Raw genomic sequence first — 13475 nt, 5'->3', positions numbered from 1 at the left:
CTAACTCGGGGATTATCATGCGACTCATTCCGCTCGCCTCTGAAAGCCTCGGCGTTAGGAGCCTGGCGACGTTCGTGGAAGCTGGAGGCGTAAAAATCCTCATCGACCCCGGTGTCGCCCTCGGACCCAAGCGCTACGGCCTCCCGCCAGCGAAAATCGAGCTCGAAACCCTCCAGAAGATGAGGAAGAAGATACAGGGCTACGCGAGGAAGGCAGAGGTCGTGACGATTTCCCACTATCACTACGACCACCACACGCCTTTTTTCGAGGGCCTCTACGAGAGCTCAAGCGAGACCTACGCGAGGGAAATCTACGAGGGGAAGCTGATTTTCACCAAGCACCCCAGGGAGAACATCAACTTCAGCCAGAGGAAGAGGGCCTGGGCCTTCCTGAAGAACGCGGAGCCGATAGCGAAGAAAATTGAGTTCGCCGATGGAAGGAGCTTCGACCTCGGTGGCGTTACGCTGGAGTTCTCACCCGCTGTGCCTCACGGAAGCGAGGGCTCAAGGCTGGGCTTCGTGGTTATGGTCCTCATCGACGACGGAACCAGGCTAATCCACGCCAGTGACATCCAGCTCCTCAACAGGGAGGCCGTCGAGTGGATAATCGAGAAGAATCCAGACTTCCTCATAACAGGCGGACCGCCGACTTACCTTGGAAAGCGCGCCGAGGGGAGCTGGGAAACGGGAATTAAAAACCTCAACGAGATAATCCGCGAGACTAATGTCGATGTAATCCTCGACCACCACATCGTCAGGGACAAGAACTATCCGCGCTTCTTCGACGAGCTCGAGAAGAGGCCGAAGACCCTCGCTGGATTTCTGAGGGTTGAGGACAGACCGCTGGAGGCCTACAGGAGGGAGCTCCACAGAATTGAGAGGGGCGAAAAAGCTGAGGTGCCTTTCTCAATCCCAGGTCAGGGAAAATCTTAACTTCCATTTTTACATAGCTCAAATCAGGTGGTTGATATGAGGAGCTTCTACATCGCCCACGAGGAGGATATAAAGGCTGGAAAGACGACGGACGTCTACTTCATTCGAACGAAGAAGATACTGACCGAGAAGGGAATCCACAGGAAGGTTTTCGCGGATGTTACAACGACTTCTCTTCCAAAGGACTGGAAGTGGGGAGTTTTAGCTGGAATCGAGGAGGTCGCGAAGCTCCTTGAGGACCTGCCCGTGAACGTCTACGCGATGAGGGAGGGCACGATATTCCACCCCTACGAGCCGGTTCTCCAGATTGAAGGCTACTACGAGGAGTTTGGAATCTACGAGACTGCTCTACTCGGAATGCTCAGCCAGGCGAGCGGAATTGCAACGGCCGCCTTGAGAATCAAGATTGCCGCGAACTTCAAGCCCGTTTACTCATTTGGAATAAGGCACATGCATCCCGCGATAGCGCCGATGATTGACAGAGCGGCCTTTATAGGCGGTTGCGACGGCGTTAGCGGCGTCCTCGGAGCGGAGATGATAGGGGAGAAACCCGTTGGAACCATGCCCCACGCGTTAATACTCACAGTCGGCGACCAGGTTAAGGCCTGGAAGTACTTCGATGAGGTCGTTGAGCCAGAAGTCCCGAGGACAGCCCTCGTTGATACGCTCTGCGACGAGAAGTTCGAGGCGCTGATGGCGGCCGAGGCTCTGGGCGAGAGATTAACTGCGGTTAGGCTTGATACCCCTGGTTCGAGGAGGGGCAACTTCAGGAAGATAATTGAAGAGGTTCGCTGGGAGCTTGACCTTAGGGGCTACGACTGGGTGAAGATTTTCGTGAGCGGTGGGTTGAACGAAGAGAGCATAAAGGAAATCGTTGACGTTGCAGACGCCTTCGGCGTCGGCTCGGCCATAGCGAGCGCAAAGCCGATAGACTTCTCGCTCGACATCGTTGAGGTTGAGGGGAAGCCGATAACGAAGCGTGGAAAATTGAGCGGGAGGAAACAGGTCTATCGCTGTGAGAACGGCCACTACCACCGCGTTCCCGCCGACAAAAAGCTCGAACGCTGTCCCGTCTGCGGTGCCAGGGTCGAGCCACTCCTACAGCCCCTCATCGAGAACGGCGAGATAGTGACTGAGCTGCCAAAGGCGAGGGAGATAAGGGAGTACGTCCTTGAACAGGCCGAGAAGTTTAAGCTGGGCCTCGAATAAGCTCTTCTCCAATATCTTATTTTCAGATAGCTCGCAGAAAAGCCCTATAAGGAATAGGAAAGAGAGGCCTTCAGGCCTCCTCAATGCTGATAGCGCTAACCGGACAGGCCTCCATGGCCTCCTTGGCGCAGTTGTAGAGGTTCTCGTCCTCGATAACCTCGACAACCGGCTGAGCCTTGCCCTCGTCGTTCATCTCGAAGACGTCCGGGCAGAGGCTTGCACAGATGGCGTCACCAATGCAGGTGTCCTGGTCGACGGTAACCTTCCACGCCATGGCACATCACCGCCGATAAGTGTGTTTTGACGAATATAAACTTTTCGTTCCTAAAACCGACGGTTTGAAACGATAATCTGTGAAAAGGGAAGCGAAAGAAAGCGATGATGAACAGGAAAAGGCAGGATGGGTCAGTAAAGGCCCAGCCTCTTCTTGTACTCCGGGCTGATTCTGTCCGGCGTCCAGGGCGGGTCGAAGGTGAGTTCAATCTCGGCATCCTTAACGCCCGGAATCTCAAGGATTTTGTCCTCAACGGCCCTGAGAATCCACATGGTGAGCGGACAGCCGGGGGTCGTCATCGTCATCTTGACGTAAACGGTGTTGTTAGGGTTAACCTTCACCTCGTAGATGAGGCCGAGGTTGACGACGTCTATTCCAATCTCGGGGTCTATGACCTCCTTGAGCTTCTCAAGTATCATCTCCTCGGTTATCTTGACGTTTCCAGCTTCCTTTACCTCCCTCTCTCGGTTGATGATTATCAAGCCGACCCCGTCAAGCTTTCCGAGCTCGGAGTGGAGCTTTATGAGAACGTTGTCTATATCGGGGGTGTCCTTTGCAAGGGTAACCGTGATGTTGCCCTTTTCGTCAACTTCGATTGAGCGGATGAACTTCTCGTCAACGACCGATTTCACGACCTTTTCAACATCTTCCTTCGTGACCATAATCACCACCGCTCCAACTTAAGAACTACACATTTAAACCTTTTGGGCCAAAGTTGGGAACTAACGGAGGAGGACGTCCCTCATCAGCTCGACGGCCATTTCTGGATTCAACGCCCTCGCCCGCGTCTCCCTGAGAATTCTCTGAAGGGCCAAACGCTTGGTCGAAGGTGCCCGCTTAAAGAGCTCCCACAGGAGGGGACAGCCGAAGCTCAGCTCATACTCTCCGCCGATTATCTCAATAATCTCTCCCTTATCGAGAGCGAGAAAGGCGGGGAAGTTAAGGATTACTAAGCCGTCCTTCTCATAAATCGAAACCAGGCCCGAGCTAAGCATATCCCCCGTCGCAAGAATTCTCACGCCAAGCTCCCTCGCTTTTCTCTCGACGGCTTCCATGACCATTGAATGACAGCGGCCGCAGATTGGTGCCCCCTTTTCGATGAGTTCCCTCATTGTCTCCTCGTAACGTGGTACTTCTACGAAGATCGAGCTCTCGGAGCGGACCTTTTGGAGGGTTTTTTCGCCCATCTGGGGGAGCTTTGCCGTTATTGGGACGACGTCAAAGCCTGCCCAGCGGAGGATTTTCAGCGTTGCCGTGCTGTCGGAGCCAGCGGAGAAGGCCACGGCGACCTTGGCATCAGTGGGAGTCCTCTCGAAGTCTCTTCCTTCGAGGCGGAAGAGGAGGAGCTCCCTCAGCTTGGAATATGTGCTCTCGCCTATCGCCTCTCTCACACGTTCGAGGGCCTTAAGGTTGTAGCGGAGGCGGTAGCGCTTGACCGGGTCTTTGGCGGGGGTGAGCATTTAAACCTCCTCCAGCCGTATTTTCCTGAGTAGTTCTTCGTAGGTGTAAGTTGCTTCTCTCGTGATATTCCCAAACCCGTAACTCCAGAATTTGATATTGGGCTCTTCCTCGATGTTCTTCTTGAAGGATTTGGCAATCAGTACTCCCCCCACAGTCTCGGGGCCGCTTTCCTTTATGTACGCCTTCAGCTGTTTCAAGTCTTCTTTTCCGGCGCTTCCGAGCTTCACTTCCACAAGAATCCTCGGAGCCCTGCCGAGGGGGTGTTTGGGCTTTATTAAAAGGTCCACATGTCCGGTAGGAAGCGCCTTTTCGCCGAGAACCTCAAAATCCTCAGGATTCCCGTCTATTCCAAACGTCTCCAGAAGTCCCTCCAGAAAATTCCGCTCAATTGCCTTTCGAAGGAGTGACTGGAGGAGAACTTCCCTCATCGGGAAAACCCTCGGTGGGTCTATGAGTTCCCGTGAAAAGGTGATTTTTGGCATGAACGCTTTCCATTTTGAGGTTTCATGTTGAAATTCTTCGCTCACTGGGATTCCCATTCCCGAAACGTTGTAGAGTGTCACCTCATCGGCCTGGAAATGGGTCTTTCTGTACCCTCCCCTCAACAGAAGGTTTTCAGCTACGTAAGAAAACTCCGGTCTTATCATTGACTCGGAGAGCTCACGGAGAGGCGTTAGCAGGAGTCTGAAGGGGAAAGAATACACCCTCCCAGAGGGCAGTTTTATCGGCTCCCAGGGGCCGACTTCGTCGGGGTTCTCAATTGCGACTTTCTTTTTCACGCGATGGAGGTTGTAAACCTTCGCTCCGTGCAGGAACGAGATGTAGTCCCCGACATCAATATCGACAAAGGCCCAGTACCCGTTTACGCTACTTGTAAACCCTGCAACGTTCATCTGAATGCATTTTTCAAGGTTCTCCATCGTCGCAACCGAGATGAGGAAGTATGACATCTTCTCACCAAACATGAAGGCGAGGGTATTGGTTAAAACTTTCACGTTCACGAGAAAACCTTAAAAGAGGCCCTTACTAACCCCGTTCACGAACCAAAAATCCTTCTGGAGGGATTCAAAATGAGGGAGATAGTTGAGAGGGTTAAGACCAAGACGAGCATCCCCGTTTACGAGAGGACGATAGAGAACGTTCTTTCGGCGATTCAGGCCAGCAGTGACGTGTGGCGCATCGTTGACCTCAGCGAGGAACCGCTCCCGCTCGTCGTGGCGGTTCTTGAGGCGCTCCACGAGCTCGGCCACATAGCGTTCGAGGGCCCGAACGTCATCCTCACCGAGAGCGGTAAACAGCTCGTCGAGAAGTACGGAATCGGACCGAGGAGGGACTACACCTGCTCCCACTGCCAGGGCAGGACCGTTGAGCTTTCCGCCTTCAGTGACCTGCTCGAGCAGTTCAAGGAGATAGTCAAGGACAGACCCCAGCCGAAGCACGACTTCGACCAGGCCTACGTCACCCCTGAAACCACCGTTGCAAGGGTCGCTCTGATGCACAGCAGGGGCGACCTTGAGAACAAAGAAGTTTTTGTCCTCGGCGACGACGACCTCACGAGCGTTGCTCTGATGCTCTCTGGCCTCCCCAAGAGGATAGCGGTTCTCGACATTGACGAGAGGCTCATGAAGTTCATCGAGAAGACGGCTGACGAGCTCGGCTACTCCGACATCGAAATATTCACCTTTGACCTTCGCGAGCCACTCCCCGACTACGCGCTCCACAAGTTCGACACCTTCATCACCGACCCGCCTGAAACCGTTGACGCAATAAGGGCCTTCGTCGGAAGGGGAATTGCCACGCTGAAGGGGCCAGGCTGTGCGGGTTACTTTGGCATAACGAGAAGGGAAAGCTCGCTCAACAAGTGGCGCGAGATTCAGCGCCTGCTCCTCAACGAGTTCAACGTCGTCATAACCGACATCATCAGGAACTTCAACGAGTACGTGAACTGGGGCTACGAGGAGGAGACCCGCGCCTGGAAGCTCCTCCCCGTCAAGGTCAAGCCGTCCTACAACTGGTACAAAAGCTACATGTTCAGGATTCAGACGCTTGAGGGCTCGAAGGGCTTCGAGGAGAGGATTACCGTTGGTGACGAGCTCTACAACGACGAAGAGGCTTCTACCACCTGATTTTCCCATTCTCTTTTTGAGAAGTCGCCTTTGTACAAAATAAACAAATTGGAAACGAAAGGCGAAAACTCAGCGCTTCTTCCAGACCGCTATCGCGACCAGGAGGAGTGCACCTGCGAGGGCAATGTAAACGTAGTTAATGCTTCTTCCGTTTTCCCTGGCAACTGCTTTGAAGCCGTTTACCTCCCTGGCCATTACTGAGAGGGGGCTTTTTGAGGGATAAATAACGACGTAGCCGTCCAGGCCGTTTGTGCATACCCTTCCCGTGGTGTTGCCGAGGTAGGCCGAGTTCTTAATGAGCAGGAACGTTGCGTTCGCAAGAACGACCGCCGTTCCGTTGGTTTCGGGCTCTGGAATATCGGCGTAGAGAAGCGACCTTAGGAACGCGGTGCCCCTCTCGTATATTTCAGTTTCGGTTAGGTCTGCCTCCTGGAGGGCCCAGAGAACCTTGGCCGTGGAGGTTATGCCAGCTATCGAGCCCTGGGTGTATGGAAAGGCCCCGTTGGGATACTGTCTCTCCCTCAGGATTTTGAGGGTCTCGTTCAGCTCTCTTTCCATTCCGAACTCTTTGAAGACAATCACCGCGTAGGCGAAGTAGTAGGTAGGCACGTTGTAGTAAACAGGGTTCCCAGTCTTTGCCTCGGTGGTTTCGAGCATCCAAGTGAGGTTGTTGCTGAGGTAGATGAGCGATGCGTTGTAGTTGTAGCTCACGTTTAAACCTTTGAAAACCCAGACGACGTACTCGGTGTTGTAGAAGTCCCTCCACACCCCGTCCCTCTCGGTTGAGAGGAGGTAGCTGACCTCTTCACTGTAATCCTCGCCGAGAAGGGATTTGACCCTCGCGAGCTCGGCCACCTGCCAGGGGAGCAGGCCAGAGAGGTTTGAGGGCAGTGAGGGAGTCCTGTTGCAGGTTAAGTAGTAGTCCGCGAGTACAACGGCTTCCCAGTTGCTTCCGGGCGTGATTTTCTGAAGGTAGGGGCATGCGATTGTTCTCATCTCCGAAAAACCGTTGACCTTTGAAACACTCAGGAGGTCGAGAATGCGGTAGTGCAGGGTTCCCCAGAAGCCAAAGTGTTCCCTTTCGATGAGCTCCTTCCGGTATTTCTCGTTTCCAGTTGCGTAGAGGACCATTGCAATTGAGAGCGTGTCGTTGAAGTCGTCATCCAGTCCCACCCTTTTACCCAAGTAGGCCAGCGCAAAGGCCCGGTAGGCTTTCAGCCTCCCCTCGACCTTCATCTTTTCGAGGTCTTCCGCGTCCCCGAGGGCGAGGTAGCCGAAAATCCTTTCAACGTCGTTCTCTGGCTTTGCGGAGAGGAGATACCCCTCTCCCCTGCTTATCGCTTCCTCCACCTGCTTCTTGAAACCGATGAGTTTGTCGTTGATGTAGTTTCCATTCAGGAACTCCTTGAGGGCCAGGACTGCTAAAGCAGTGCCCAGGTAGTCCTCCCATGAGCCGTCGGGGTTCTGCTTGTAGATAAGCCAGTAGGCGGCGCTGTTTATCGTTGAGTTGTACCTGCCCCGAGCTATGTTCTCCCCCCTCATCAGCGCCATCATGGCCATGGCCGTGTACTTGGCCTCGTGCTCTTCCCCGTACTTGTATCCCCAGGAGTCAAAGGGAGTTCTCAGCGCCATGAGCCACTCGCATCCCTCAAGAACGCGCGCATAATCGGATGTTTTATAGAGGGCCAGAACGGCAAAGGCGGTCTCAGGAACCGTTGGGGTGTAGACGTAGGGCTGGATTTTAGCACTCGCGGGAACGGATGACGCCATGAGCGCGAGGATGAAAACCACTGCCAGAACTTTCCTCATGGAACCACCCCAGAAAAAGAGGGAGAATGGAGTTAAAAATCAACCGTAGTAGACCTTAACGTCGAGCTGGTAGCTGGCGGTCCAGTAGTAGGTGTTGTAGGCATAGACGAGGAAGTACCAGGTTCCCGGAGCGGGGTTGCTGTACTCGACGTGCTCGCTTGAGCCGTAGTTCTCGGAGCGGTCAACGAGGTTCTTGTTCGGGTCGTAGAGGTAGAGGTCGAGGTCGTCGTAGCTGTGGCCAACGAGGTCGCCGGTTATCTTGGTGGCACCGCTGTTGACGGTCATCTGGTGGACGTTGTAGTCGTGGTAGCTGACGCTTCCGGTGAAGGTCTTCTCATCGACGGTCGGCTGGGGTTCTGGCTCGGGAGCGGGCTCGGTTCCACCGTTGTCGCCTCCGCTGCTCGGCTGGCCAAGGCTGCCGTCACTGACGACGTCAACCTGATAGTTGGCGGCACCGCTGTAGCTGACGACCTTTATCGTCCAGGTTCCGTCGGTGGGGTTGTAATAGCCGACCTTTTCGAAGCCGTAGTAGGCGGTGTAGGAGTAGTCAACCTGGTTGCCGTTCGGGTCGTAGAGGTAGAGGTCGAGATCGCTCTTGGCGTTGTCCCAGTAGAGGGTCGCGGTGACGAAGGAGGCTCCGCTTATGGTAAACTGGTGGGTCTCGGTTCCCTTGTCTGCAACGTAGCCGGTGAAGGTGAGCTTGGCGTAGCTGTCGTAGTGGGCGGCCTTGTAAACGTTAACCCTACCCGCACCGTAGGCGATGTCGGCAATCTCGTCGGGCTTGACTATGTCAGCGGTCTCAATGAGGGCCTTCTTGACCTGGTCAGGAGTCCAGCTCGGGTGGGCCTGGAGGATGAGGGCGGATATTCCAGCGACGTGCGGGGTGGCCATCGAAGTTCCAGGAGCGGCAACGTAGTAGTCGCCGATGGTGACGTCGGTGAGCTTGGTTCCGCTGGCGCGCGCGGCGATAATCCAGTTGCCCGGAGCGACAACCTCGGGCTTGAGCCTTCCGTCCGCAGTCGGACCCCTGCTGGAGAAGTCGGTTATAACGTCGTTCTTGTCAACGGCACCGACGGTTATGACCTTGCTGGCCGCGGCCGGCGAACCGATAGTGGACTTGTCGGGTCCGCTGTTTCCAGCGGCGACACAGACGACTATTCCCGCATCCCAGGCGTTGTTAACGGCCTGGCTGAGGGAGTCGGTACCGTCGGAGCTCTGGCTTGAACCGAGTGAAAGGTTGATGACCTTTATCCCGTACTTGTCCTTGTTCTCGACGGCCCAGTCAACACCGGCTATTATGTCGGATATGCTTCCCGAGCCGTCGGCACCGAGAACCTTAATGCCGACGAGCTTCGCTCCGGGAGCCATTCCCTTGTACTTTCCGTTGCTGGCTTTGCCTGTTCCAGCCGCTATGCTGGCGACGTGGGTTCCGTGACCCTGGTCGTCATAGGGGGTAGTTTTACCGTTGACGAAGTCCTTCCATCCGATGACCTTGCCCTGAAGGTCGGGGTGGGAGGCGTCGATACCGGTGTCTATGATGGCGATGGTTATTCCCGAGCCATCGTAGCCGAGGTTCCACATGTTGGTGGCCATAACCTGGGCGGCGGATTCGTCAAGGCCCTCCGTATCGACGGCTACCTGGACCTTGTAGTCCTCCTGGATGAACCTGATTCCAGACATCTGGCTGTTGCCGAAGAAGCCCGTATCAATCATGCCCGCGATGAGAAGAAGGTCGTGAACCTTGAGTTTGACCGCTACTGCGGGTATGACGTTGTACTCGTACTTTATTTTAGCGCCCATAAGCTTGAGAACCCGAACCGCCTTCCTCTGGTCGTAGCTGTTGTCGAACATTATGACTACGCTGACCTCCTTGTTCCAGTCCATGTTCTGAACCTTCTTGAAGAGGCCAGGCGTGAGGAGGCCGTAGTTCTTCTCCTGATAGGTGTTCCTGGCAGGAGCAGGCTTGGCAGGTGCGGCAAGGACGCTACCCGCCATCAAACCAACGAGCAGCAGTGCAAGCACTACCATACTCAACTTCCTCATGGTGGCACCTCCTTGTACAGTATGCCCATTATATGGGCATCTTAGACGTTGTAGGTTCTTTAGTTAAAAACTTTGCGCAACAACATACCTTTCAGACCAGTACATCGGCTCAATGTACATTTATTGGTCATAATTTTCGAGTATTTTATAACGTAACGCTCGATATAACCATCGAATATTCTCCAAAACAGGGGCGAGATTGTTTCAAAAGGAACAACGTGTCGGCGTGCGGAGTAATCAATATAAAAAAGAATGTGTAACAAATTGAAAAATTCACAACTCGTCCAGGCCGAGCTCCTTGAGCTTCTCCTCGGGTATCCTGCCGTCCTCGGTCCAGCCGCGGAACTTGTAGTACCTCGGAAGCATCAGGTGGAGCCTGACAACGTGGCCCTTGTTCGGTCCGTTCCTGACTGGCTCTTCGAGGAGCCTCTTCGGCAGGGTGTCCTCCTTGAGCGGGTCGAGACCGGCTTTCAGGTTGAACAGCCTCTCGGCGTTCCAGATGCGCTCGCCTATCTTGAGGTAGTCCTCGGTCGAGAGGTCCCAGCCGAGGGCCGCGTTCAGCATGTCGCGGTAGTCGTCGGCACCGAGACCGAAGGTCGTGAAGACACACAGACCGGCGGCGTCGATGAGCGCCGTAAGGTCCTGGAAGAGTATGACCATCTTGACCTTCTCGTCGCTTATGTCGTGCGGGTCCATCTTGTACGGGTAGCCGAGAATCTCGGGGCTAATCATGTACTGCTTGATGTGACAGCCACCGCGGTTGTTGGTGGCGTAACCGAGACCGTGGCCCTCAGCTCCACGCGGGTCGTAAGCCGGAAGCTCCTGCTTCTTGACACCCATGAAGTACTCGACGCCGTTGTACATCTCGGCCAGGCGGTAACCACCCTCGGCCAGCTTGTCACCGAAGCCCTCGCGCTTGGCAATCTTCTCGATGTAGTAATGGAGCACCTCCGTGTTGCCCCACCTGAAGGGTGGAGCGTCCTCGCCGAGGTCCTCCTGCTTGAGCAGTCCCTTCTCGTAGAGCTCCATGGCAGTTGCCAAAGTTCCACCGAGGCTTATGGTGTCCATACCGTACTCATCGGCAAGGTGGTTGGCCTCAATGATGCTCGCGAGGTCGTTTATGCCGTTGTGAGCTCCCAAAGCCCAGATGCTCTCGTACTCCGGTCCCTCTGTGATGCCGAGCGTTGGAAGTCTGTTAACCCTTCCACAGCCGATTGGACAGGCGTAACAGGGCTTGTTCCTGACGAGGTACTTGGCGGCCATAGCCTCACCGCTCTGCTCCTCCGCGTACTCGAACTGGCTGTACTGGAAGTTCCTCGTCGGGTAGAGGCCGTTCTGGTTGATTATGTTGACGAGAACTGCCGTTCCGTACTTGGGCAGTCCACCGCCTGCAGTCGGGTCGTTCCTGAGCTTGTCGGTCTTCTCCTTGACGACGCTCGTGAACTTCGCCCTGTCGGCAACCTCAACGCGCTTGTGACCCCTAACCACTATCGCTTTAAGCTTCTTGCTTCCCATGACCGCTCCAACACCGCCCCTGCCCGCGGCGCGGTGCTCGTCGTTCATCACAGCGGCAAAGCGGACGAGGTTCTCTCCAGCGGGTCCGATGAGTGCAACCCTTATGCGCTTGTCGCCTATCTCCTCCTTGAGGGCCGCTTCGGTCTCGCTTGAGGTCTTGCCCCAGAGGTGGCTAGCGTCCCTAAGCTCAACGCTCTCGTCGTTTATGTACAGGTAAACCGGGTGGTCGGAGGCACCTTCAACTATTATCGCGTCCCAGCCCGCGAACTTGAGCTCCGCTCCGAAGAAGCCGCCCGAGTTGGCCATTGCTATGTAGCCGGTCAGCGGACTCTTGGTTATAACCATGTATCTACCGCCCGTTGGGGCGGTCGTTCCTGTCAGCGGGCCCGTGGCAAAAATCATCTTGTTCTCTGGACTGAACGGGTCGACGGTCGGGTCCATCTCCTTGAGGAGGTAGTAGATGCCGAATCCCCTCGTGCCGAGCCACTTCTTGGCAAACTTCTCGTCAAAGTGCTCCTCCTTTATGGTTCCATCGGTCAGGTTCACTCTCAGAATCTTACCCCAGTATGCGTACATACTTCGATGCCTCCAGCTGTTGTGCGAATCGTTTTTGTACGTTGATGCTAATAAATTTGACGAAAGCAAAAAAAGTGGAGCGCAATGAACGGAGAAAGCACTTTTGTTTAACTACCAGAAGCCCTTCATACCCTTCTCCGGAATCGGGCAGAGCACTATTCTCCTGGCCCAGAGGCAGTCCGCACAGCTCGGCGTGTTGCCCCAGCAGTCATAGTTGGTGTCCTGCACAAAGGAACAGGACTCGTTCAGCGGACAGTCGGTACAGCTCGGGTAGAGGGCGTTTTTGACAACGTAGCGGAACCAGCTGTATTCCCTGCTCGTCCATATCTCCGCCAGGCTCTTCTCGCGGACGTTGCCGAAGGAGTGAGCGTAGACCTTCTTCTCCCTGCCGAAGACTATCTCGGGATAGGTGTGGAGGAAGCGGTAGCATGGCGCCACTTCGCCGTCCCAGCGGACGACCGCCACCTTCTTGTCAACGAACTCGCACTTTCTCTCTGTCCTCAGGGAGAACTCGGCTATCTTGTGGAGGTAGCCGTGGTATATCGCCTCCAGCTTGTCCACGATGGGCTTCATGTCAACGGAACCATCGTAGACTATCAGCTCCGCGTGCTCCTTGGTGATTGGAATCAGGTTTGAGATGAGTAAAGTGTCAACGCCGAGGGAGCCGACGTAGTGAGCTATCTCCGGCAACTCCTTGTAGTTTTCCTTCGTCGCGACGACCTCGACGCCGATGTGGGGGACATCGCTTCCGAGCTTCTTTTTGACCTCCTGAATTTTCTTTATGCGCGAGCTCGTGTAATCGGGTCGTATGTGGCCTATGTCAACGGGCTGGGTCGGCACGGAATCTATGGAGAAGTATATGAGGTCGAGGCCGAGCTTTACGAGCTCTTCGATGCGCCTGTCGGTGAGCAGAAAGCCGTTGGTGCTCATTCCAAGGGCAAAACCGCGCTTCTTAACTTCCCTCGCCATGTCCATGAAGCGCGGGTGAACCGTTGGCTCCCCTATTCCGCCGAAGTAAATCATTTCGAGCTCGGGTAGCTCCTCGGCGTCGTCGAGAATCTTGAGGAACAGCTCCCAGTCCATGTCGCCCTCGGGGTCGTCCCAGTACTGCTTGAAACACATTTCGCAACGCAGGTTACAGCGGTTGGTTATTTCAAGGTACAGGTACTTTATGTCCGGCTTCTTTGGGATAAGAACCTTGTAGTCTGTCAAATCGAAAAGGTGGTGGTCCTCCATATTCGACACCTGATAGATAGGTTAAATAGAATCGCTTATAACAGTTTATGTGCAGAAGTGAGTAAAGAGCAAAGCTTATAAGGGCTCTCCCAGTTATCCCGTCGGGATGGGCCGGTAGCTCAGCCTGGTTAGAGCGCGGGGCTTTTAACCCCGTGGCCGCGGGTTCGAATCCCGCCCGGCCCGCCATCGAAACTTTTGCCAAGCAAAAGTTTCATCAAAGTTTGTGATTCTCTTTTGTGTTGCTGTTCTTTGAGTGGATTTCTCTTGATTGCTCCTGTGGAAAGGTGAATTTCT

At 54.8% G+C, this 13475-nt stretch carries 11 protein-coding genes and 1 tRNA gene; 4 read left to right on the top strand and 8 right to left on the bottom strand.

Annotated features, from left to right (window positions below; translation table 11 throughout):
• Positions 1-17 precede the first annotated feature (17 nt).
• Together MVO87_RS00155 and MVO87_RS00150 are read left to right on the top strand one after the other, a co-directional pair.
• Positions 18-932, top strand: coding sequence for an MBL fold metallo-hydrolase (locus tag MVO87_RS00155; protein WP_297551764.1), 915 nt, complete (start codon positions 18-20; stop codon positions 930-932).
• 36 nt (positions 933-968) lie between these two features.
• Complete coding sequence (locus MVO87_RS00150) at positions 969-2141, top strand: nicotinate phosphoribosyltransferase (protein WP_297512755.1); 1173 nt, start codon at positions 969-971, stop codon at positions 2139-2141.
• Positions 2142-2211: 70 nt separating this feature from the next.
• Here the strand turns inward: MVO87_RS00150 and MVO87_RS00145 are convergent, their stop codons facing one another.
• From MVO87_RS00145 to MVO87_RS00130, 4 genes are all read right to left on the bottom strand, one after another.
• Positions 2212-2415 carry a ferredoxin gene (locus MVO87_RS00145; RefSeq protein WP_297512753.1) on the bottom strand — a complete coding sequence of 68 codons (204 nt, stop codon included), beginning with the start codon at positions 2413-2415 and terminating at the stop codon, positions 2212-2214.
• Between the two features lie 131 nt (positions 2416-2546).
• On the bottom strand, positions 2547-3077 hold the full coding sequence (locus MVO87_RS00140; RefSeq protein WP_297512756.1) for a metal-sulfur cluster assembly factor: 531 nt from the start codon (positions 3075-3077) through the stop codon (positions 2547-2549).
• A gap of 60 nt (positions 3078-3137) precedes the next feature.
• Positions 3138-3875: an ATPase gene (locus tag MVO87_RS00135; protein ID WP_297551760.1), complete on the bottom strand. Its 738-nt coding sequence runs from the start codon at positions 3873-3875 to the stop codon at positions 3138-3140.
• Positions 3876-4877 carry a PDDEXK family nuclease gene (locus MVO87_RS00130; RefSeq protein ID WP_297516359.1) on the bottom strand — a complete coding sequence of 334 codons (1002 nt, stop codon included), beginning with the start codon at positions 4875-4877 and terminating at the stop codon, positions 3876-3878.
• A 69-nt stretch (positions 4878-4946) separates the two neighbouring features.
• Between MVO87_RS00130 and bpsA the strand changes: the two genes are divergently transcribed.
• Positions 4947-6002 carry a N(4)-bis(aminopropyl)spermidine synthase gene (gene bpsA / locus MVO87_RS00125; protein WP_297516358.1) on the top strand — a complete coding sequence of 352 codons (1056 nt, stop codon included), beginning with the start codon at positions 4947-4949 and terminating at the stop codon, positions 6000-6002.
• Between the two features lie 69 nt (positions 6003-6071).
• On the opposite strand, the gene MVO87_RS00120 is transcribed toward bpsA, so the two are convergent.
• The 4 genes from MVO87_RS00120 to MVO87_RS00105 form a co-directional block, all read right to left on the bottom strand.
• Positions 6072-7811, bottom strand: coding sequence for a prenyltransferase/squalene oxidase repeat-containing protein (locus MVO87_RS00120; RefSeq protein ID WP_297516357.1), 1740 nt, complete (start codon positions 7809-7811; stop codon positions 6072-6074).
• 39 nt (positions 7812-7850) lie between these two features.
• Positions 7851-9854 (bottom strand): S8 family serine peptidase, encoded by a 2004-nt coding sequence (locus MVO87_RS00115; protein ID WP_297551759.1) that lies wholly within the window; start codon positions 9852-9854, stop codon positions 7851-7853.
• 273 nt (positions 9855-10127) lie between these two features.
• Positions 10128-11945, bottom strand: a complete 1818-nt coding sequence (locus tag MVO87_RS00110; protein ID WP_297551758.1) for an aldehyde ferredoxin oxidoreductase family protein — start codon at positions 11943-11945, stop codon at positions 10128-10130.
• Between the two features lie 111 nt (positions 11946-12056).
• Entirely contained in the window at positions 12057-13181 is a 1125-nt protein-coding gene (locus MVO87_RS00105; protein WP_297551762.1) for a tungsten cofactor oxidoreductase radical SAM maturase, read from the bottom strand.
• Between the two features lie 108 nt (positions 13182-13289).
• On the opposite strand from MVO87_RS00105, the gene MVO87_RS00100 reads away from it, so the two are divergent.
• A tRNA-Lys gene (locus MVO87_RS00100) sits at positions 13290-13367 on the top strand.
• The last annotated feature ends 108 nt before the right edge of the window (positions 13368-13475 follow it).

The organism is Thermococcus sp. (assembly GCF_027063845.1).
Lineage (GTDB): Archaea > Methanobacteriota_B > Thermococci > Thermococcales > Thermococcaceae > Thermococcus.
Note: the sequence above shows the minus strand (reverse complement) of the source record. Positions and strands in the feature narration are given on the sequence as shown.